This is a genomic window from Rhizobium johnstonii 3841 (assembly GCF_000009265.1).
Lineage (GTDB): Bacteria > Pseudomonadota > Alphaproteobacteria > Rhizobiales > Rhizobiaceae > Rhizobium > Rhizobium acaciae.
Genome location: NC_008384.1, coordinates 553,789 through 574,323, shown reverse-complemented (window position 1 = coordinate 574,323; position 20,535 = coordinate 553,789). Strand labels below are relative to the sequence as shown.

Here is a 20,535-nt window from a genome sequence, read left to right as displayed (position 1 = left end):
ACCGACAAACCTGTTGACACCAAACTTGTCGTACAACTATGTAACCGGATGGATACCGCCGCAGCGGAACACGCTGGACAAGACCGGCTCCCGTAACAGCGACGACCCGTGGCGACAATGAAGCGGAAGGAAAATTGACATGCAGATCGACGTGAGGCACGCCTCCCATCCCGAGGCCGTGCGTGATTTCGACACGGAGACGCTGCGGCGTCACTTTCTGGTGGAAACCGTCTTCGCGAGCGGCGAGATCCGGCTCACATATTCGCATTACGACCGAATGGTCATCGGCGGCGCGACGCCGCTCGGCCCCGGACTGACGCTGACGGCGCCGACGGCGATCGGACAGGAAACCTTCCTTGCCGAGCGTGAACTCGGCGCCCTGAACATCGGTGGTGCCGGCCGCATCATCGTCGACGGCACGAACTACGATCTTGCCAAATATGATTGCCTCTATGTCGGCAAAGGTGCCAAGGACATCAGGTTCGAGAGCGCGGATGCGGCCAATCCGGCAAAGTTCTATCTGGTCTCGACGCCAGCGCATCAAACGCACCCGACCGTGTTGCTCACCCGCGAAAAGGCCCGTCACCTGACGCCGGGCGAAGCCGCGACGGCCAACAAGCGGTCGATCTATCAGTTCATCCATCCGGACGTTTGCCAGTCCTGCCAACTCACGCTGGGCTTCACCATGATCGAGCCGGGCAGCGTCTGGAACACCATGCCTGCCCATACGCATGACCGCCGCATGGAAGCCTATCTCTATTTCGATCTGGAAGCGGAGCAGCGTGTCTTCCACTTCATGGGCGAGCCGCAGCAGACCCGGCATATGCTTGTCGCCAACGAACAGGCGGTCATCTCGCCGCCGTGGTCGATCCATTCGGGCGCCGGCACCAAGAACTACAGCTTCATCTGGGCGATGGCTGGCGACAATAAGAGCTTCACCGACATGGACCATATCGCCATTGCGGATCTGAGGTGAGCATCGTGGCAAATCCCTTCGACCTTTCCGGCCGGGTTGCCGTCGTCACCGGCGCCAATACAGGGCTCGGCCAGGCCATCGCGGCAGCGTTGGCGCAGGCCGGTGCGTCGATCGTCGCCGTCGGGCGCTCCTCGATGGACGAAACCGAGGCGCTGGTGAAGGAAGCGGGAAGCCGCTTCCATGTCGTCAAGGCCGATCTTGCCAGCATCGAACCGGTCAAGGGGATCGTCGCTGAGACCATCCAGACCTTCGGCGGCCTCGACATCCTCGTCAACAATGCCGGCATCATCCGCCGCGCCGATGCACTCGACTTCACCGAGGAAGACTGGGACGCGGTGATCGACGTCAATCTGAAGACTGCCTTCTTCCTGTCGCAGGCGGCCGGCCGCCACATGGTCGACAAGGGCAGGGGCAAGATCATCAACATCGCCTCGCTGCTCTCCTTCCAGGGCGGCATCCGGATCCCGTCTTATACTGCCTCGAAAAGTGGCCTTGCCGGGCTGACCAAGCTGCTTGCCTGCGAATGGGCCGGCAAGGGCGTCAACGTCAACGCCATCGCCCCCGGTTACTTTGTGACCAACAACACCACGGCGCTGCGCGAGGATGCCGACCGCAACGCCGCCATCCTTGCCCGCATCCCGGCCGGGCGCTGGGGAACGCCGTCCGAACTCGGCGGTGCGGCCGTATTCCTGGCATCGTCGGCATCCGACTACGTGCATGGAACGGTGCTGCCCGTCGATGGCGGTTGGCTGGCTCGGTGATCGGTCTCACCTGAAGCGCGAGGAGCGAATCTGAACGATCGCGACGCGCTTTAGGTATCTGCCCACCGCATCAGCGTGGATGCGGAATGCGAACAGGAAATGAGGCCGGCGCAGCCGCCTCGACACCAGGATTTCGAAACAGGATGGCAGACAAGGACAACGCGGTCTTCAATACCATTCAGCAGGCGCCGAACCTGCGCAGCAACCTTGCCGATATGTTGACGGCGCAAATCGAGTCCGGCGACCTGAAGCCCGGCCAGCGGCTGCCGACCGAACAGGCGATCATGACCGCGACCGGCGTCAGCCGGACGATCGTTCGCGAAGCGCTCGCTGCGCTGCGCGCGAAGGGGCTGATCACCACGCGGCAAGGCCTTGGGGCTTTCGTCTCGAATGATCCGACGCCCAGATCCTTCTCCATCATTCCCAACGACCTGCAGTCGATCGACGAGGTTCTGCGCGTGCTGGAGCTGCGCATGGGAGTCGAATACGAAGCCGCCGGTCTTGCGGCGCTACGGCGCACGCAGGAGGACATTGACCGCATGCAGGACCGTCTCGATGCCCTCGACAAGGCACTGGAGCAGGGTGGATATGGCGCGCAAGAGGACTACGCCTTCCACAGGTCCATTCTGGTCGCGACGCAGAACTCCTATTACGGCCGCCTCTTCGACACGTTCGGCAACATCATGGTGCCGCGGCAATGGGCGCGCTTGGACAAAATGACATCAGCCGAGCGCAAGCGCCATGCGGCGCGCATGCGCAGGGAACACCATGCCATATTCGCGGCGATCCGCGACCGCGACGAGCCTGCCGCGCGCCGCGCCATCCGAAGCCACCTGTCGAAGAGCGCCGCACGCTTCGAGGAGCTGCGCGACGCTACCGCATAATCCTTTTCACACCTCAGGCTTCGGCTTCATCAGCCGCCGCCAGGCGGCATGGTCGGTGTGCAGATCGGCAGAGGCGTGGATCGCGGGAAGAAGCGGTTTGCGTTTGCGCCGGCCGAAGCGCCGTTTGAAGCCCAGGATATTTTCGACGAAGCTTCTGGTGTAGAGCCCGGGGCCGCTTGAATAGATCCGCCATCCGCCGTCGACGGCGATCTCTCCCGCCTTGACGCGCTCCCATTCGGCCGTTGCCTGATAACGGTCATGGAAAGCCGCATCGCTGCTACTGAAATAGGTATTGCGCTGGCGCAGCGATGCATGCGGCAGCGCTGATGTGACCGAAATCGGATTGACGACGGCGATCGCCTTCCAGAGCTCTTCCGCCTCGGCTTGGAGCGCCAACGTCTCGCAATAACGCAGATGCGCATGCACATACATCAGCCCGATCTCGCGACCGAAGAAGGAGGAGGATTCGGCGCGGCGAAACAGCGTCTCGGGGCCGCCGGCATAGGTCGCGGGCTTCTCTATCAGGCGCACGCCGTCGGGGAAGAGCAGATGCTCTTTAATCAGCTTCATATGATCGCGTCTCTGAGCCGGCGTGAACAGCCCGCCAAGCATCGCCTGCGTCATCGAGATCAGCGAAAAATGCAGGCCGGTGCGCTGGTCGCTCGGGTGCAGCAGCAATTCGACGCCGTCATGGCTGGGATCGAAGATACCGTAGCCGGCAACGACGCCGTCACGCACGAGATGGCGGTTGAAATCCCGGCGCATCGCCGTTGCGATCTTCCTTAAGCCCTTGGCCTTGTTGCCATGACCGAGGCGGCGCAGGATCGCGGAATAACGGACGATCTGCTCGTAGAGCAGGGCAACGGTCCAACTGCTGACCATCCAATCGCGCAGATGCGGATCGGCCGGCTGCAGGGAATCGTTCCAGTCTCCCTCGCCATAGCGGATCAGATGCGTTCCCGGGATGAAAGCTTCGCGAACGGTATCGAGCAGCTTCTCGACATGGATTGCGATGGTGTCGGGCTCTGGCGCCCTGGCCATCGTCTTTTCATCGCGCCAGGAGACTTTCTCGTCGAGGATGGCGAGATCGCCGGTCGCTTCGATATAGTCGCAGAGCGCCTTCAGCGGCCAGACGACGATGTCGCCGTGACTATCGCCCGCCCGGATGTTGGCATAGGGCTCCAGCATGAACCATTGCGGCCAGTCGCCTTTTTCCAGGTACTGTTCGCTGAAGACGGTTTTCAGCACCTCCTTGGCTTCGCGATCATGCTCATAGGCGAGCAGGAATTCGATCGGCCCCTGGCATGCGTCGCGCGTACCCCAGGCCGCACCCGTATATTGCTCGAGGCCGTGCGGTACGCTCAGATGCACGATCGCGTCATGCGCGAGCCAGGGCAGCAAGGTCGTCTGCGCGGCAAGGTCGGGCGAGGTGCTGCCGATCGTTACGCCGCGCACGGCGTTCCGCCAGAATTTTGATGCCGGTGCAAGCATGGCTTCATCGGTGACGCCGGCCTCATAACGCTGTGCCAGTCGCTCGGCTTCCGCCGCATCGGTCATTGAGCCGACGACGGCAAAGGACAGCGCCTGTGTCGGCCGGGATCTGAGCGCGACGAAGGCACCGTTGCGCGCAATCCCATCACTGTAGAGCAGTTCGTCGCCGCCGATCTCATCGATGGCATCGGGCGTCGAACTCACCAACCAATAGCCGGCATCGGGATAACGCTCGCCCCAGAGCCAGGCCGGGTCCGGCCGGAAAAGCATGCGTTTGCCTGACGTATCGAATTCGATCTGCCCACCCGCGTCATATTCGCGCTCGCCGAGGACGACGTGACCGAACACCAGGAAGCGGCAGGGCTCGCCCTCGACGGAGATGGTCCACTGCATCGCCGCATCCTCGCCGGAGGCGACCGCCGACACGATGATCGTGCGTTCGGGAAGGCGATAGATCCAGCGGCAATCGCTGAGCCCCATTTCGAAAGCCGACGGCACCGCCAGAAGCTGCCAGCCGGCGCCGACATCCGCCATGATGCGCAGCCCGCTGGCGCGCGTCAGATTGTAGGGGTCGCGGGAGACGGAAAAGAGCTTGTGAAAGGAGGTATTGCCCATCGTCAGCTGGGCCGCGAAAATGCCCTGCATCCAGCAGGTCGCCGCAAGCGTCGTATCGTCGAGCAGCATATTCTCACCGCTTCTGACGATCGCGCCGTGACGGCGCGCCACAATCAGCTCCTTGTCGCGCAGGACCACATGGCGGTTCAGAGCGCCGTCGGAGACGAAAAACGAAAGAAGCTTTCCGTCGACCCGCTCTTCCAGGCTCCGCTCCGGATAGAGCTTGCCGATCGCCTTTTTGTCCAGCGCCTCGGCCTTCAGCAAAGCAGCATCCTGCAGCAGGCTGCGGACCGGCGCGACCTCCTCGATATCGGCGGGCGCACTGTCTGTCGCCGCGAGCTCGTCAAGCCGTGAAAGGTCGGCATCGCTCGACGCCTCGGGATGATCGGCGGCGAACACGGCAAAGAAGGTCGTGGTCGCGCCGGTCGCCGGCACAGAAAGCGATTTCGACTGAATGGCGGGGCATGCCGTCTCCTGTTGCCGCCGTTTGCTCGGCAGGCTGGTGCCGAAGGAGCCGACCAGCAAGTCGTCGAGGCGGTCGCTCGCCTGCACCAGTTGGATCGCATCCGTGGCATAGGCAGCCGCGCCATTGAGGCAGCCCTGCGCGAGCCAGGGGTTGCGGGCGCCCGACTGCTTGAGATTTTGCCGGTTCATCACGACAGGGCCGAATGTCTCGTGATCGGCGATATGATGATCGACATATTGCGATGCATAGGCTTCGCTGTTCATCAGGAAGCCGCGATCGCCGAGACCGACGTCCTGGATCAGCACCAGATCGACCGGCAGCGTTCCATCCTTCAGATGCCGGAGGGAGGCACGCCAAAACCAGGCGGTTTCGGAGGGATGAAGCTCGAGGCGGACATTGTAGCCGATATCGCCCGTTTTGCCGCTCCAGGAGAGGCTCGTCGCATCGTGCCCGAAGCTGCCATCGGCGCAAGGCCCGACAAGCTCCACTACCTCGGGCGCGGCCCCGCCGATGCGCAGATAAAGGCGACCGACGCCGCCGGCGAGCGGCGAGCCCTGGATCTGGTTGATCTGCACCGATCCCTTGTCGTCGGCATATTCGATGGCAAAAAGGGTGCCGTTCGGCAGGGCCGATATCGACAGGCCGGAACCGTTGCTGATCGTGCAGAGACCAAGCTCTTCGCGGCGAGGCATTGGGAAACTGCGATTAAGGTCCGAGGGCATTGGGATCTCGTGGATTGGCTTCAGAAGGGAACTGGAGGATGACGCAAAATGGTTGAGAGAAATCTTACCACTATCGCCGGTTCTCGGTTAGGTCCTTGAAAGACAGGCCAGCCGATATCACTTTATGTTCAATTCGAAAGTTGCACCGAGAGGTCATTGCCAAGGCGTCAAAGGAACTAAGGTCGCCGGTGACGATGATGCCGTCAGGTTGCTCAATGGCGCCACACGGCGGGAACGGAGTTCCCTATCATTTAAGTTCGAGGCAAACTGGGATGGAAAGTGCTGATTCCGTCTGTGCATGCTTCTTGACGCAACTCGCAGCTCCCATTCAACGAGGTGACTATTGACGCAGTTCTTCGAAACCACTCAAGGGATCATGGTAATGGGAGCGTTCATCGGCGCCGGCGGTTTAGCCGCTGGCTCCTTGCTTCCCATCGTCATTCGACTTGCGAAGTCTGGGATCAACCGGCGCCCGAAAGCCGAGGTTAGAAACCTGGCGATGCTGACGGTGCTGGCCCTAGACGATTTTGTCGGAGCCAGCTATGCGGCCGTTCACGACATGCCCGAATTCAATCCTATGGATGAAGGCGAATTCGCGTTTCACGTTCGCGATCCAAGCCTTGCACTTCCGCAGGACGCAAACTGGGGGCTTTTTAATACCGAGCTTTCAGAAGAAATTTTGTGGTTGTCGAACCGAGTGAAGACCCTTTCTTATGCGTTGGATAGTCTCGACCTTTCCAGGCCCGGATACGATGGCTTCTTCGAGCGACGCCAAGAAGGTTATGCTGGTCTGGCGGCTGAAGCGATGGACATTATTGAGCGTATGCTCGAAGAGTTTGACCTCACCCTGCCTGCCAAGCCAGATTATTATCGCCAGCGGGAAGGTCTCGTTTCAGCTATTCAAAAGGCTGGAGAAAACAACTCGCGGCCCCCAAAGGCGCGCACTCTCGCGCACCCGAGTGGGTCAAATGTGCTGCAACTGTTCCCAAAGGCGAACGACGACGCCGAGTAAAATCAAGCGAAATCGTCGAACCCGATCAAAGGCATCGCGTCCTCACGCATGGCCTCCTCTTCATTGGATGGCTCGTTTCTCTGTGGCCTTGTCCGGCGCCAGATCGACGCCTTCTAAAAGTTCAGATCCAGTTCGCGGTAAGACTACTTCGGCTGGATGATCCGCTGTTGCATAGCTGCATTGCACAAAAAATGTTTTCCAACCGGTCAAAAAAGGAGCATGGTGATCACAGCTGATGCAACACGGCGGCTTTCCTCCCAGTTCCGTCGTTTCAGCTGTTCCCCTCTGGAGGTTTATACCTTCACAATTAATGGGCCACGGTTCTCCGTCGGCCCTTTTTTTTCGCGAAAATCACGCGTTGCCGCCGGGTTTGATCGACCGGCATCCAAGTCCCAGGCGCTGGCCTCGGTCCTATAACCGCAATTCAGTCATTGATAGAGTTTGTGTGAGACCCGGGCGATATGCGAGCTACGTCGAGACACGATTGCAATGGAGGAAACTTATCGGACGCTCAACCCGTTTCCGGGGAGCGCCCTTTTTGTTGCTCAAAGCGCGAAAACCAACAAGTCGGCAGGCGATTTGAAGTGGCGCTGCAATACAGGCGAGACGCCGTCGCGTAGAGTCCCGATCTCCTGGGCCTGGTAAGTGGCCCCGGTTATTTCACGGAACATTGGGAACATTCTCCAAATTGATCGGTGCTCGTGGCGCAGCAGGCCTCTTTTAGCCATGTCGCTCAGGTTAAACACATCGACCATGTCGACAATCGTTAGCAGCCTGTCGCATCATGTCCGAGTGATATCTGGACTTTTAGCGCATCGGGTCGAAATAACTAAATATGTTGATTGAAAGCAGTGGGATCCTATCAAAACCCGTAGATCATAAATCTCGCATCCGGGTCGTTGACCTCGAAACAGCCGGGAATGGCGTAAATGATGTTTGCGAGATCGGATGGCAGGACGTCGTGCTTGGCCATGATGGGGGATGGCGGGTTGATGATGAGCGCGGATCATTGCTTGTAAATCCCGGGCGACCGATCTCTCCTGAGACGATGGCCATACATCACATCTTGGACGCTGAGGTCGCGACGGCACCTTTTTGGAAAGAAATCGCCTCCAGCGTCTTACGGCCGGAAGGTGGAGTGATCGCACTGGCTGCACATCGGGCAAGTTTCGAGCAGCGCTATTGCACCCCCAGATTTACCGGCGGAGCGGCCTGGATATGTACGTGGAAATGCGCGCTTCGGCTGTGGCCTGAACTGCCGAGGTTCTCCAACCAGCTGCTTCGATATCTGCGTTTACCGGAGGGACTGGTGCACGCGATTGGCCTTCCCGCCCACCGCGCAATGCCCGATGCGTACGTAACCGCACATCATTTGCGGGATATGTTGAATGAATCCACCTTCGAGCAACTGGTGAAATGGAGCAGCGAGCCGGGTCTTTTGCCACGAGTACCTTCAGGCCACGAGCGTGGCAAAAGCTGGGATCGGCTGGATATTGCGGCATTGCAGGCGTTCGCTCGCGATCGGGATGCCGACGTCCGCTTCAGTGCGGAGACGGAACTTCGCCGCCGTGGCGACGCGGAGGTAAAAGTGGCTGACGAAGCCGAACAAGGAACACTGCTTTAGGAGTTCTTCAGCTCCTGAAGGAAGGGACACAGCGGTGAGGCTCTGATGGCAGAACGAATGTCTGAACGCGCCAAGGGTGACATCGACGCCATTTTGGAACGGCTCTATCGGGTTTCCCCGGAGCTGGATAGAATTGCCGCCGATTGCGAGAGAGCTTTGCGGCTCAATGCTGAAGCAAGAGGCGATTACATTTCGCCACGAACCATGCAGGCGTTCGCCGAAATGCGCGATGCCGTCAGAGCGCTGTACGGCTCGGCTCAGAATGCGATGAAGGAAGCCGATAGGTTCTTCAAGCCGAAATCGTAGGTTAGATTTCGCTACGAATGCGCGATAGGGCCATGGGGCTCGGCACGACCGACGATTTAAAGCCATTCGCGAGGTTAACCGTTCATCCACGGGAGCTTCAACAACGAGGAGCAACAACGGTTCCCCAAGGCCGATAGCTCTTTGAGCGTCAACCATTAGCCTCACGCAGGAACAAACTGCACCCCGGCGGCTTTCACATGGGCTCGAACGGAGGAGTTTGAAAATGGACCACAGCAAGCACGTAAGACTGGGCACCGACGAACTAACGCCCGCAGTCCTTGAAGGCGCTACTGTCTACGGCGCAGATGACGACGAGGTTGGAAGCGTGGACCACGTGCACGGTTCAGGCACCAGCGCAAATGTCGTCATCGACGTCGGTGGGTTTCTCGGCATTGGCGCGAAACCTGTTTCCGTGCCGATCAGCGATCTGGACTTCATGCGGGATGACGATGGCGACGTTCACGCAGTTACGTCCTGGACAAAAGATCAGCTGAAACAAATGCCTGAGCATCGAGACTAATTCACGGCGAGGAAGTTAAAAGCCCGATCTCAACACCGGGCTTTTCAGGCTCGCGGTTGCGACAGACCGAAGCCAATGCCGTTGGGCAGCCGGGTGGTGCCACTAGCGGTCATGTCGGCGGTTTACCGTCAGACGTGAATCGCGCGGAAAACCGTTGGCCATTGGACATCGTGCCATCGCAGGAGACGGTCGATTCGCCTTTGTAAGGGTTGCCATAGGTACATGTACCGGTCGCGGCGACGACTTCTGGATCTTTTGGCTTCCCCTTGACGCCCATGATCACCTTGTCAACCTTCACGACGTCGGTGTCCGGCGTGGGATTGGGAGCATCCATACCGCTGAAGGTCACGATCCGTCCGTCATCGAGAATGAAGTAGAAGCCAACACGGCCGTCGGGATAGGACATGTTAAGCAGCTTGCCCGAACAACTATCAGCGAGCTTCTGTTTTCCCAGGATGAGCTTGTCGCATGAGCCCGTTAGGCCCATGGCGGTCGCATCGCCAATGGTCGTTTGCGCATGAGCGAGATTTACTGGCCTCGCAGGAACGGCCGCGATTGCCGCAAGAAGCAGTCCAAAACCTCTCAAACACTTTCCTCCCAACCTTAGCAGCCGCCTCTCAGGCTCCGGCCTTAAGCTTCAGATCAGATGTACGAACGGATCACCTTGCAGAAGGTCATAAAACGCCCAGGTAAAGCTGGCAAATGGCCATCGCGGCTTGCGGCTGTGATCTTTTGGGCTGAATGCGCTATGAGCGGACCACGGCAGCCGGGTATGGAAAACAAATGACCACAATCACAATCGACGATGCACTCAACCACGCGGGGGCAGGACGATATCAGGGACGGCTGATGGCCATCTTCGGCTTGGTCTGGGCTGCTGACGCCATGCAGGTCATCGCGGTGGGCTTCACTGCGGCTTCGATCGCCACGAGCTTCGAACTAACGGTGCCCCAGGCGCTTCAGACGGGCACGGTGTTTTTCCTTGGCATGTTTCTGGGCGCAATGGGATTTGGTAGGCTTGCCGATAGGATCGGCCGTCGCGGCGTTCTGATCGCGACTGTCTCCTGTGATGCCGTCTTTGGCACGCTGTCAATTTTCGCGCCGGACTTCACGTTCCTCCTGTTCATGCGCTTCCTGACCGGTGCGGCAGTCGGCGGGACCTTGCCGGTGGACTATGCGATGATGGCCGAATTCCTACCGGCGAAGAACCGAGGCAGGTGGCTGGTGCTGCTGGAGGGTTTCTGGGCCGTCGGAACCCTGGTTGTCGCACTTGCAGCCTGGCTGCTCAGTCTCTGGAACGTGGCCGAAGCCTGGCGATTGATCTTTGCCGTAACAGCGCTCCCGGCGATTATCGGTTTCGGTCTGCGGTTTTTCGTGCCGGAATCGCCGCTCTATCTTCTGCGCAAGGGAAGGGGTGGAGAAGCAAAGGCGATCATCGACCGGATGGCCGTGGTGAATGGCCGCAGTGCTCTGGGGCAAGAGATTGACATCGCGCCCGCGACACCGACGCGTGGTATCGGAATATTCTCCCACGCTCTGCGGCGTCGAACCCTTCTGATCCTGGCGGTTTGGTTTCTGGTGTCCATTTCTTACTATGGTGTCTTCACTTGGATGCCTCCGAAACTTGCCGGGGACGGCTTTGGCTTCGTTCGAGGTTACGGTTTTCTTGTGCTGATCGCGCTTGCCCAGCTTCCTGGATATGCGCTCGCTGCCTACGGCGTCGAAAAGTGGGGGCGGCGTCCAACGCTTGTGGCATTTTGCATCCTTTCCGCGATGGGATCCATTTTGTTCGTCGTCGGCTCATCCACACTCTTGGTAGCGTCGTCACTGCTAATCATGAGTTTCGCGCTACTTGGTACGTGGGGTGCACTCTACGCCTATACGCCAGAGCTTTATCCTACTGCGTCCAGGGCAACCGGGATGGGTGCCGCCGGTGCTATGGCTCGGCTTGGAGGGCTGCTTGCGCCATCGTTGATCGGTCTTTTTGTGACTAAAGATTTCGGCCTGGTCATCGGGATTTTCGCTGCCTTGCTGCTGTTGGCAGGTGCCGCAGCCTATTTCATCGATGCAGAGACACGCAGTGCGACGCTGGCCTAGACCGATGCGGTGGCCTCCATCTCAGAATGGCGGAGGGTAGGGTTCCGACCTTGTCGCAGAATAGATTTTTTGTGGCGAAGACTGACGGCTGGTGGCGCCGTTGCAGTCTCGTCTCCAGGTTTTTCAACAGTTTAGTTGATTCTCTTAAAGCGGTTTCGTCAACCTGGTTTTCACGTTGACTTTGGCCGCCTGGCAAAGGGCACGGAGAGCAGGGCGCAGCCGGTCAGGACGGCAATCACCATCCAGGCTTCGTTGATCGCCTGGACGCTGGCCGCGGTCTGGATCAGCGGATCAAGCAGCGCCGTGGTATCCGCGTCGAAGCTGCCGCTATGCCCGGATATCGTCTGAAGAGGCGCGCCGACGAATGTCGCAGCCTCGACGTCGCCGGCTTGAAGGCGGGTCCAGAGACCCTGTCCCAGCGGCTCCGAGCGCGTGTAGATAATGGTGTCGATGAGAGCGATGCCGATGGCCCCGCCGAGATTGCGCATCAGGTTGAAAAGTCCGCTCGCGTCGGGAATGCGGTCTGGCGGAAGTGTGCCGAGCGCCAGCCGCGTCGGCGGCAGCAGGCAGAACATGATGGCGACGCCGCGCACCACCTGCGGCCAGAACATCGCGTCATAATCCGAACGAGGATCCTGAAAGGCGCTCATCCCGACACCGATCGCAAAGAGCGCGAAACCGGCGGCCGACAGCAATCGCGCGTCCATCCGCTTCTCCAGCGCGACCGCGATCGGCGCCGTGATCAGCTGCGCGACGCCGGTGACCAGCATCGTCATGCCGATTTGGAGGGCGTCATGTCCTCTGATGAAAGCGAGAAAGACCGGCATGAGATAGACCGAGCCGAAGAGGCCGATGCCGAGCACGAAGCTCAGAACCGAGCCGACAAGAAAGTTTCGATCGCCGAAATTGCCGAGATCGACGATCGGCCGGTTTCTACGCAGCGTTCGCCAGATGAAGACACCTCCCGACGCAAGGCAGACCGCCAGCAGACTGAGCACATAGGCCGAGATCCAGCCGCTCGTCGGCGCCTCTTTCAGGCTGAGTTCCAGGCTCGTCAGCGCGGTTGCCATCAGCAGAAGCGACAGGCCGTCGAGATGCCTGAGTTCGGACGGATCGGTCGCCTGCCTCGGCAGGGACCGTGCCGCCAGGATTGCCGAGGCAATGCCTGGAAGGATGTTGATCAGGAACAGCCAGTGCCAGGAATAGGTCTCAGTCAGCCATCCGCCGACGATCGGTCCGACGGTCGGGGCCAAAACCGCGAGAACGCCGGCGATCGTCGTCGCAAGCGCCTGGCGCTCGTTCCGAAAGAGAATGAACACGGCCGAAAACACCGAGGGGATCAGGGTTCCGCCGGAAAAGCCCTGAAGCACCCGCCAGGCGACCAGCTCACCGAAGCTGCCGCTCATCGCACAGCCGGCGGAGGCTGCGACGAACAGGCTGATGGCGGTAACGAACAGCCATCGCATCGTCAGAAGCCGCGTCAAAAAGCCGGTGAGCGGGATCGCCACCACTTCGGCAATGAGATAGGCCGTCTGTATCCAGCTCATCTGATCCGGATCGATATCCAGCGCCGACTGGATGGTCGGCAGCGATGTCGCCACCACCTGGACGTCGAGGATCGCCATGAACATGCCGACGCACATCGCCATGAAACCGAGCCAGACGATGGCGGGTGTTTCATCAGGGCGGGCAGATTCAAGTCGTTCCGACATGCGATGATCCCGCGCGCTGCATTCTCCGCCCAGAGTGCGAAGACTACTGCAGAAATCCTTAAATCGGAATCGATTGAGAGTAAAATATGCAGCAATTCAAAGTGATGCAGCGCCGCGTCTGAAAGATGGCGGCGCTGTAGGCATTTCCATCCCCAATTGCGATCGAGCCTGACCGGGTGGGTCAGGCTCGATCCCTGTTCAACGGATTTGGTCCGAGCGCCCTATTTGTCCGGGGCTTAGCTGCGGAAGAGCGACAGGATATTCTGCGACGACGAATTCGCGATCGACAGCGACTGGATCGCAAGCTGCTGTTGTGTTTGCAAGGCGGAGAGTTTGCTCGACTCCTCCTCCATGTCGGCATCGACCAGCCGCCCGACGCCCGAGTCGATCGAATCGGAAAGCGCGCCGACGAAGTCTTCCTGCAGTTCGATGCGCGTAGAGATCGAACCCAACTGCGCACCGGCAGAGGTCATTGCCGACAGTGCGGATTCGATGGTCGACAACGCCGACTGGATCTGACCGGTGGTAAAGTCGGTAATGTCGAGCGAGTAAACGGAATCGCCGTTTGCATCAGCCGTTCCGAGGATACCCGTGGAGGTTTCGATCGACCCGCCGTTCATGCCGAACAGCACATTGCCGGCGGAGCTGGTATCCAAAGCATATTCAGTCATCTTGACGGAAACGGCGCCGGAGCCGTCGCGAACGAAGGAGGATACGACGCTCATCGTGCCGTCAGCGCCGGCGACCCAGTTCTCACCCGAGAACGACGCCGACTGGGCAATGCTCATCAGTTGCTCCTGCAGCTGACTGATTTCTTCCTGGACCTTGGACTTGTCGACACCGTCCTCGGTCGCTGCCACCAGCTTGGCCTTGATCTCGTCGACGACGTCGATCGCACTGTCCATGGCCGTGTAAGCAGTATCGACCTTGGCCGCGCCGAGGCCGAGCGCGTCGGACACGGCGGAGAGCGCCTTGTTGTCGGACCGCATCGTGGTTGCGATCGACCAGTAAGCGGCGTTATCGGATGCTGTATCGACCCGATAACCGGTAGAAACACTATTCTGTGTCGTTTCGAGATTGGAGTTGATGCTGCGCAGCGTCTGAAGGGCAGACATCGCTGAATTGTTCGTATTGATGCTCGTCATGGGAAATTCGGCCCGCTCTTAAAAGTTGAATGTGGTGCATCCGGGGGGAACATCCCGGCCGTGGCGAGCAGCCTCATGCTTATCGACCTGTGTTGTTGAAGATCAATTCGCCATCGTTGGGTTAATTATCGTACTTAAAAGTACCTTAATGGTTAACGCGACGAGCATGGCTCGTTATTTTTTCTCGGAACGGGACGTGAAACCTCGGAAGGCCCGGATTCGCCGGCCATCCCATGAGCCAAATCGTGCCTGGATTCTGCCGAAGAGCTGATCCGGAAGGTCGATGCAGAAATTTGAGAGCGGCAATTGACGCGCCGACGGTAAACTGACTATCAATATTAAATCAATTTGATTGACTTCAAAAATAAGCAACAAGGGGAACGCTGGAATGAGATTGAGCAAGAGTGCAATCCGCAATAATTCCATGCGCGCTGGCTTGGCGGCGGCAACCGCTTTGACGGCGCTCGTCGCTTTCGCGGCCGGCGGTGCAGCGGCAGAGTCGGTGCTGACGATGCATATCGAGGAGCAGAGCAGCTGGGTTCAGAACTTCAATCCGTTCGACCTTGCCGGCCGCCGGCAGAGCACGATGGATTTCATCTACGAGCCCCTGGTGATCTTCAATGCCGAGGATGGTGGCAAACCAGTGTTTCGCCTGGCGACCAGCTATAAATTCTCCGATGACATGAAGTCGATCACCTACGAGCTTCGCCCCGGCGTCAAATGGTCCGACGGGCAGCCGCTGACCTCGGCCGACATGAAATACACGATCGATCTGATGCTGAAGAACGCCGCGCTCGACACTGTCGGCGTCGGCGAGACCGTTGCCTCCGTTGAGGCGCCGTCGGCGACCGAGGTCAGGGTCAATCTCAAGGCCGTGAACTCCGATTTCCCGGAATCGCTTGCCGACCTCGCCGTCGTTCCCGAGCATATCTGGAAGGACGTTTCCGATCCGGTAGCCTTCAAGAACGAGAAGCCGGTCGGTTCCGGGCCGATGACGGAGCTGCGCCGGTTCACGCCGCAGGTCTACGAGCAATGCCGCAACCCGAACTACTGGGATGCCGCCTCGCTGCACGTCGATTGCCTCAGGCTGCCGCAGATCTCGGGCAACGACCAGATGCTTGCAATCCTGCCGGAAGGCAATATGGACTGGATCGGCTCCTTCATCCCCCAGATCGACAAGACATTCGTCGCGCTCGATCCTGATCACAACGGCTATTGGCAGCCGCCGGCCGAGACCGTCGCCTTCCAGATGAACTTCAAGAGCGGCAATGAAGGCAACCTCGAGGCCTACAAGGACCTGAACTTCCGCCATGCCTTCAGCCTTGCCATGGACCGCACGTCGATGGTCGATATTGCGGGCCTCGGCTATCCCGTCGTCAACGAGCATGCGTCCGGCCTGCCGCCGCGTTTTGAGAGCTGGCGCAACAAGGATGCCGAGGGCGACAAGGATGCCTTCATGGGCTTCGATACCGAGAAGGCCAACAAGATTCTCGATGATGCCGGCTACAAGAAGGGCGCCGACGGCTTCCGCGCGACGCCGAGCGGCAAGCCGATCGCCTTCCCGATCATCGTTCCGAATGGCTGGACGGACTGGATCGACGCCGTTCAGATCGCCGTCGAAGGACTGCGTGCCGCCGGCATCAACGCATCCGTCACCACGCCTGAATATGAGCAGTGGCGCAAGCAGATCCTCGACGGCAGCTTCGAGGTCGTCATGAACTCCCGCGCCGATGCCGCAACGCCGTTCCGCGGCTATTACCAGAACCTTTCGACCGCCTATGGCGGGCGCATCACCGGCGCGCCCTCGCGCTATTCGAACCCGAAGCTGGACGCCCTTTTCGATCAGTATCTGAAGGCGACGTCGCAGGACGATCACAAGAAGATCTTCAACGACATCCAGCTGCTGGTCGCCGACGACTTCCCCGTTGTGCCTGTCTTCAACGGGCCGACCTGGTATCAGTTCTCGAGCAAGCGCTTCACCGGCTGGGTCACCGACAAGGATCCCGTCATGAATCCGGAGGATCATGACAACAACCGCATGCGCCTGATGCATCTGCTGCGCCTCACCCCGGTCCAATAAACCTCGCGGGAGGTGCAGACATGCGTGTTTCGAGCCGGCGCCTCGGCGTCTATGCAGTCGCCTTGGCGTTTGCGATCGTCGTGAACTTCATTCTTCCCCGGCTTATGCCGGGGAGCCCCGTCGATGCCATGGTTGCCCAACTCGGCCCGCGGGCAACACCGGCCGCGATCGAGGCGATCAAAGCGCGCTTCGGCGCGGTTGACCAGCCGATGCTTTGGCAATTCGTCGATTACCTCAAGGGGCTTGCGACCCTCGATCTGGGCGTCTCGGTCAAATATTATCCCCAGACCGTCGCCCAGGTTCTCGGCCGCTCGACGCTCTGGACGGTCTTCCTTGTCACCACCGCGATCATCTTCTCGCTCTGCGTCGGCGTCGTGCTGGGCGCTGTTTCGGCCTGGCGCCGCGGCGGGCGCTTCGACACGATCGTCTCGCCGCTTTCCGTGATCATGATTTCGGTGCCGCCCGTTATCGTGGCGCTGACGACGCTGTTCGTCTTTGCGGTCTCGCTACGCTGGTTTCCGGTCGGCTACGCCTATGATCCGAACCTCGATCCCGCCTTCAATTTCACCTTCGCGGGCAGCGTGTTCATGCATGCCATCCTGCCGGTCCTGACACTCTCGCCGTTTCTGATCGGCGAATTCCAGACGACGATGCGCTCGTCGATGATCTCGGTGCTCGGCGAAGACTACGTGACCATGGGCCGTGCGAAGGGGCTCAGCCACCTTCAGGTCATGTTCGGCTACGGCGCGCGCAATGCCATGCTTCCCGTTTTGACCAACCTGGCGCTGATGCTCGGCGCCGTCTTCGGCGGGTCGATCGTCACCGAGATCGTCTTCAACTATCCGGGGTTGGGACTGACGCTCTATACCGCGAGCATCGCCCGCGATTACCCCGTCATCCAGGGACAGTTGCTGCTGATGACGCTCGCAACGCTCGGCGCCAACTTCCTCGTCGACATCATCTACGGGCTCGTCGATCCCAGATTGCGGGAGGCGGTCTAATGAACTTCGGGCTAAGGTCTATCCTCAGGCAGAAAAAAGCGCTGGCCGGCCTCGTCATCATTATGGCTCTGTGGCTGATGGCGCTGTTTGCGCCGATCGTTGCGCCCGGCGAGCCCGGAGCGCGTGTCGGGCGCTCGCACCAGCCGCCGTCGATCGAACATGTCATGGGCACCACGAAGATGGGGCGGGATGTCTATCGCCAGTTCGTCTGGGGCGCTCGCAGCTCGCTCTCCGTCGGCTTTGCCACGGGCATTGCCATCACCGTTCTCGGCACAGCCATCGGCCTCATCGCCGGTTATGCCGGCGGCAAGACCGATGCGGTGCTCGATCTTGCGACGAATGCCGTGCTTGTCATCCCGAACATGCCGCTTTTGATCCTGCTCGCCTCCTTCGCCGGCACCGTGGGGCCGATGACCATCATGACGATCATCGCGCTGACCTCCTGGCCCTGGGGCGCCCGCATGACGCGGTCGCAGACGATGGCCCTTCGCAATCGTGATTTCGTCACGGCCTCCAAGATGATTGGCGAACCGGCCTGGCGTATCATCTTCGTGGAAATCCTGCCGAACTTGACGACGCTGATCGGCATCAATCTCGTCGGCAGCATCATCTACGCCATCGTTGCCCAGACGACGCTCGAATATCTCGGCTTCGGCGATCCCCTGAAAGTCTCCTGGGGCACGATGCTCTACAATGCCCAGAATTCTTCGGCAATCATGGTCGGCGCATGGTGGGATATCGGCGTGCCGGCGCTCGGCATCGCGGTGACCGGCCTCGGCCTTGCGCTTTTGAATTTCACCTTCGACGAGATCGCCAACCCGCAGCTTCGCTCCGGCCCGGCGCTGACCCGCTGGTTCCGTCTCACCCGCGCCCGCAACCGGGAACTGGAGCTCGGCCGATGAGCGACAATCTTCTGGAAATCGACAAGCTCAACGTCGACTATCTCGTCGACAAGGGGGAATTCCGCGCCGTGAAGGAGGTCTCCTTCAATATCGGCCGCGGCGAGATCTTCGGGCTCGCTGGCGAATCCGGCTGCGGCAAGAGCACGATTGCCTATGCCATCACCCGTCTTTCCAAGGCACCCGCCTGGATCAGCGGCGGCAGCATAAGGCTCGACGGACAAGATCTCCTGAGGCTGCCGGAACGCGAGTTGCAGAGAATCCGCTGGAAGCGCATCGGCATGGTTTTCCAGAGCGCGATGAATTCGCTCAATCCGCTGATGCGGGTCGAGGCGCAATTCCATGACGTTCTGCGCCGGCACACCGGTTGCTCACATGAGGAATCAAGGGCTCGCGGCGAGGAGATGTTCCGCCTCGTCGGCATTCCCACGCATCGCATCGGCGATTACCCGCACCAGTTCTCCGGTGGCATGCGCCAGCGCATCGTCATCGCCATCTGCCTGGCGCTGAGGCCCGAGCTCATCATCATGGATGAGCCGACGACGGCTCTCGACGTGGTTGTGCAGCGGGAGATCCTCGAGCAGGTCGTCGATCTGCAGCGGACCTATGGTTTCTCGGTGCTCTTCATCACCCATGACCTGCATCTGATGGCGCAGCTCTGCCAGCGGATCGGTGTCATGCTGAAGGGCGAACTCGTCGAAGTCGGCGACGTGCACCAGGTCGCCCAGGCGCCGCTGCACGATTATACCCGCAAGCTTTGGAATGCCATTCCCCAGCTTCCGGGCAATCCGCATCACTCGGGAGTCTTGGCATGAAGGCGGAGGCAAATCCTGTTGTCACCGATGCCGTGATCCGGCTCGAAAATATCCAGCGTAATTTCGGCCCGGTACACGCGCTGAAAGGTGTGTCCTTCTCGCTCTTTCCCGGTCGGGCATTGGCGCTGGTCGGCGAATCCGGCTGCGGCAAGACGACTTGCGCCCGCATCATTGCGCGCTTGGACAAGCCGACGGGCGGCAGGCTGTTTTTCCGCGAGCAGGATCTGACCGCCCGCGGCGAGGCGAAGGATGAGCATCAGTACCGCAGGGAGGTGCAGATGGTCTTCCAGGATCCGTTCTCGTCGCTCAACCCGGCCTTTACGGTCAGCCATCATCTGGCGCGGCCTCTGCAATTGCATCGGCAGAGCGGCTCCAGGGCGGATCTTGCCGAAGAGATTGCCCGCCTGCTGACAAGCGTCGGGCTGGAGCCCGGTTTGACCAGGCAGAAATTCCCGCATGAGCTCTCGGGCGGCCAGCGGCAGCGGGTGAATATCGCCCGGGCGCTCGCCGTCGCGCCGAGTGTGCTGGTGGCCGATGAGCCAACCTCGATGCTCGATGTCTCCATCCGCAAGGACATTCTCGATCTGCTCGCGACGGTGAAACGGGAAAATGACCTAGCCATGCTCTATATCACCCACGACATCGCGACGGCAGCGCACGTGGCCGAAGAGATCGTTGTCATGTTCGCCGGCCAGATGGTCGAATGGGGCGACACCGATACGGTTCTGTCCGATCCGCGCCATCCCTATACAAGATTGCTGCTTTCAGCCGTTCCGGATGGCAGCAGACCCTTCGTGACCGGCGGAAGCGCGCGTTTCCTCGAACAGGCGGAAAAGGTACGCTCGCTCAGCCGTCCGGAATCGACTGTCATCGAGCAGGTCGGCTCCAACCATTTCATACGCGCACTCGGCGTTTCCAGCTGAAGGATGGCAAAGTGGACTATCTCGTCAACCTCTCCACCCTGCCGCAGGACAGTCAGTCGCCCGAACGAATGGCGCGCGAGGGTGTGGCGATCCGGCGGGCCCTGCCGCCGGAATTCCGGCTGATCACTGGCTGGATCGCAGAACAATTCGGTGAGGGATGGGCGAGCGAGGCATCCGTCGCGATGACCCGCCAGCCGCCGAGCTGCTTCATCGCTACACGCGAGCAGAAGCTCGTCGGTTTTTCCTGCCATGAAGCGACGGCGCGGGGCTTCTTCGGACCGACGGGCGTCGACGAAGGGCTTCGCGGGCTCGGCATCGGCCGGGCATTGCTTTTTGCAAGCCTGAACGACCTGAAAGCGATGGGCTATGCCTATGCGATCATCGGCGATGTCGGCCCTTCTGCCTTTTACGAAAAAGCTGTCGGGGCCATGCCGATCCCCAATTCCGCTCCCGGCATTTACGCCGGAATGCTCAAGAGCTGATTTC

General features: G+C 60.1%; 19 protein-coding genes. 14 read left to right on the top strand and 5 right to left on the bottom strand.

The annotated features are described in order from the left end of the window. Window positions 1–139: 139 nt before the first annotated feature. The 3 genes from kduI (at window position 140) to RL_RS32425 (ending at window position 2,621) form a co-directional block, all read left to right on the top strand. Complete coding sequence (kduI, locus tag RL_RS32435; protein ID WP_011655262.1) at window positions 140–976, top strand: 5-dehydro-4-deoxy-D-glucuronate isomerase; 837 nt, start codon at window positions 140–142, stop codon at window positions 974–976. After that, entirely contained in the window at window positions 973–1,737 is a 765-nt protein-coding gene (gene kduD, locus RL_RS32430) for a 2-dehydro-3-deoxy-D-gluconate 5-dehydrogenase KduD (RefSeq protein ID WP_011655261.1), read from the top strand. The genes kduI and kduD overlap by 4 nt, the downstream gene beginning before the upstream one ends. A gap of 143 nt (window positions 1,738–1,880) precedes the next feature. Next, window positions 1,881–2,621, top strand: coding sequence for a FadR/GntR family transcriptional regulator (locus RL_RS32425; RefSeq protein ID WP_011655260.1), 741 nt, complete (start codon window positions 1,881–1,883; stop codon window positions 2,619–2,621). A gap of 6 nt (window positions 2,622–2,627) precedes the next feature. Here the strand turns inward: RL_RS32425 and RL_RS32420 are convergent, their stop codons facing one another. After that, a complete protein-coding gene (locus tag RL_RS32420; RefSeq protein WP_041936937.1) occupies window positions 2,628–5,915 on the bottom strand; it encodes a GH36-type glycosyl hydrolase domain-containing protein in 3,288 nt (1,095 codons plus the stop codon). Window positions 5,916–6,258: 343 nt separating this feature from the next. Here RL_RS32420 and RL_RS32415 point away from each other — a divergent pair, with 343 nt between their 5' ends. Further along, complete coding sequence (locus RL_RS32415; RefSeq protein WP_011655258.1) at window positions 6,259–6,927, top strand: hypothetical protein; 669 nt, start codon at window positions 6,259–6,261, stop codon at window positions 6,925–6,927. 545 nt (window positions 6,928–7,472) lie between these two features. Here the strand turns inward: RL_RS32415 and RL_RS39560 are convergent. After that, entirely contained in the window at window positions 7,473–7,682 is a 210-nt protein-coding gene (locus tag RL_RS39560; protein WP_028741863.1) for a hypothetical protein, read from the bottom strand. Window positions 7,683–7,762: 80 nt separating this feature from the next. Here RL_RS39560 and RL_RS38685 point away from each other — a divergent pair, with 80 nt between their 5' ends. The 3 genes from RL_RS38685 to RL_RS32400 all read left to right on the top strand — a co-directional run bounded on the left by RL_RS38685 (window position 7,763) and on the right by RL_RS32400 (window position 9,377). Next, complete coding sequence (locus tag RL_RS38685; protein WP_011655256.1) at window positions 7,763–8,551, top strand: DNA polymerase III subunit epsilon; 789 nt, start codon at window positions 7,763–7,765, stop codon at window positions 8,549–8,551. Between the two features lie 45 nt (window positions 8,552–8,596). After that, window positions 8,597–8,857 carry a hypothetical protein gene (locus tag RL_RS32405; protein WP_011655255.1) on the top strand — a complete coding sequence of 87 codons (261 nt, stop codon included), beginning with the start codon at window positions 8,597–8,599 and terminating at the stop codon, window positions 8,855–8,857. 223 nt (window positions 8,858–9,080) lie between these two features. Beyond that, window positions 9,081–9,377, top strand: coding sequence for a PRC-barrel domain-containing protein (locus RL_RS32400; protein WP_028741862.1), 297 nt, complete (start codon window positions 9,081–9,083; stop codon window positions 9,375–9,377). Between the two features lie 109 nt (window positions 9,378–9,486). Here the strand turns inward: RL_RS32400 and RL_RS32395 are convergent, their stop codons facing one another. After that, on the bottom strand, window positions 9,487–9,963 hold the full coding sequence (locus tag RL_RS32395; protein ID WP_049778478.1) for a hypothetical protein: 477 nt from the start codon (window positions 9,961–9,963) through the stop codon (window positions 9,487–9,489). Window positions 9,964–10,160: 197 nt separating this feature from the next. On the opposite strand from RL_RS32395, the gene RL_RS32390 reads away from it, so the two are divergent. Beyond that, the gene (locus RL_RS32390; RefSeq protein ID WP_041936936.1) at window positions 10,161–11,474 is read left to right on the top strand and encodes an MFS transporter; all 1,314 of its coding nucleotides are present in this window, start codon (window positions 10,161–10,163) and stop codon (window positions 11,472–11,474) included. Window positions 11,475–11,644: 170 nt separating this feature from the next. Here the strand turns inward: RL_RS32390 and RL_RS32385 are convergent, their stop codons facing one another. Together RL_RS32385 and RL_RS32380 are read right to left on the bottom strand one after the other, a co-directional pair. Beyond that, entirely contained in the window at window positions 11,645–13,186 is a 1,542-nt protein-coding gene (locus RL_RS32385) for a DHA2 family efflux MFS transporter permease subunit (protein WP_003548050.1), read from the bottom strand. A gap of 236 nt (window positions 13,187–13,422) precedes the next feature. Then, entirely contained in the window at window positions 13,423–14,331 is a 909-nt protein-coding gene (locus RL_RS32380) for a flagellin (protein WP_011655251.1), read from the bottom strand. 388 nt (window positions 14,332–14,719) lie between these two features. Here RL_RS32380 and RL_RS32375 point away from each other — a divergent pair, with 388 nt between their 5' ends. The 6 genes from RL_RS32375 to RL_RS32350 are packed head-to-tail and all read left to right on the top strand — an operon-like array spanning window position 14,720 to window position 20,531. After that, window positions 14,720–16,411 (top strand): ABC transporter substrate-binding protein, encoded by a 1,692-nt coding sequence (locus RL_RS32375; RefSeq protein WP_041936935.1) that lies wholly within the window; start codon window positions 14,720–14,722, stop codon window positions 16,409–16,411. A gap of 20 nt (window positions 16,412–16,431) precedes the next feature. Continuing rightward, window positions 16,432–17,412: an ABC transporter permease gene (locus RL_RS32370; protein ID WP_011655249.1), complete on the top strand. Its 981-nt coding sequence runs from the start codon at window positions 16,432–16,434 to the stop codon at window positions 17,410–17,412. Beyond that, window positions 17,412–18,314 (top strand): ABC transporter permease, encoded by a 903-nt coding sequence (locus RL_RS32365; RefSeq protein WP_011655248.1) that lies wholly within the window; start codon window positions 17,412–17,414, stop codon window positions 18,312–18,314. The genes RL_RS32370 and RL_RS32365 overlap by 1 nt, the downstream gene beginning before the upstream one ends. Then, on the top strand, window positions 18,311–19,126 hold the full coding sequence (locus tag RL_RS32360) for an ABC transporter ATP-binding protein (protein WP_011655247.1): 816 nt from the start codon (window positions 18,311–18,313) through the stop codon (window positions 19,124–19,126). Before RL_RS32365 ends, RL_RS32360 begins: the two co-directional genes overlap by 4 nt. After that, a complete protein-coding gene (locus RL_RS32355) occupies window positions 19,123–20,049 on the top strand; it encodes an ABC transporter ATP-binding protein (protein ID WP_011655246.1) in 927 nt (308 codons plus the stop codon). Before RL_RS32360 ends, RL_RS32355 begins: the two co-directional genes overlap by 4 nt. An 11-nt stretch (window positions 20,050–20,060) precedes the next feature. After that, window positions 20,061–20,531 (top strand): GNAT family N-acetyltransferase, encoded by a 471-nt coding sequence (locus RL_RS32350; protein ID WP_011655245.1) that lies wholly within the window; start codon window positions 20,061–20,063, stop codon window positions 20,529–20,531. The last annotated feature ends 4 nt before the right edge of the window (window positions 20,532–20,535 follow it).

Excerpts from the sequence above, each read along its gene's own strand:
- RL_RS32355 (WP_011655246.1), top strand. The coding sequence starts at position 19,123 with ATGAAGGCGGAGGCAAATCCTGTTGTCACCGATGCCGTGATCCGGCTC.
- kduI (WP_011655262.1), top strand. The coding sequence starts at position 140 with ATGCAGATCGACGTGAGGCACGCCTCCCATCCCGAGGCCGTGCGTGAT.
- RL_RS38685 (WP_011655256.1), top strand. The coding sequence starts at position 7,763 with ATGTTGATTGAAAGCAGTGGGATCCTATCAAAACCCGTAGATCATAAA.
- RL_RS32390 (WP_041936936.1), top strand. The coding sequence starts at position 10,161 with ATGACCACAATCACAATCGACGATGCACTCAACCACGCGGGGGCAGGA.
- RL_RS32365 (WP_011655248.1), top strand. The coding sequence starts at position 17,412 with ATGAACTTCGGGCTAAGGTCTATCCTCAGGCAGAAAAAAGCGCTGGCC.
- RL_RS32385 (WP_003548050.1), bottom strand. The coding sequence starts at position 13,186 with ATGTCGGAACGACTTGAATCTGCCCGCCCTGATGAAACACCCGCCATC.
- RL_RS32420 (WP_041936937.1), bottom strand. The coding sequence starts at position 5,915 with ATGCCCTCGGACCTTAATCGCAGTTTCCCAATGCCTCGCCGCGAAGAG.
- RL_RS32380 (WP_011655251.1), bottom strand. The coding sequence starts at position 14,331 with ATGACGAGCATCAATACGAACAATTCAGCGATGTCTGCCCTTCAGACG.
- RL_RS32425 (WP_011655260.1), top strand. The coding sequence starts at position 1,881 with ATGGCAGACAAGGACAACGCGGTCTTCAATACCATTCAGCAGGCGCCG.
- RL_RS39560 (WP_028741863.1), bottom strand. The coding sequence starts at position 7,682 with ATGGTCGATGTGTTTAACCTGAGCGACATGGCTAAAAGAGGCCTGCTG.
- RL_RS32400 (WP_028741862.1), top strand. The coding sequence starts at position 9,081 with ATGGACCACAGCAAGCACGTAAGACTGGGCACCGACGAACTAACGCCC.
- RL_RS32370 (WP_011655249.1), top strand. The coding sequence starts at position 16,432 with ATGCGTGTTTCGAGCCGGCGCCTCGGCGTCTATGCAGTCGCCTTGGCG.
- RL_RS32360 (WP_011655247.1), top strand. The coding sequence starts at position 18,311 with ATGAGCGACAATCTTCTGGAAATCGACAAGCTCAACGTCGACTATCTC.
- RL_RS32375 (WP_041936935.1), top strand. The coding sequence starts at position 14,720 with ATGAGATTGAGCAAGAGTGCAATCCGCAATAATTCCATGCGCGCTGGC.
- RL_RS32405 (WP_011655255.1), top strand. The coding sequence starts at position 8,597 with ATGGCAGAACGAATGTCTGAACGCGCCAAGGGTGACATCGACGCCATT.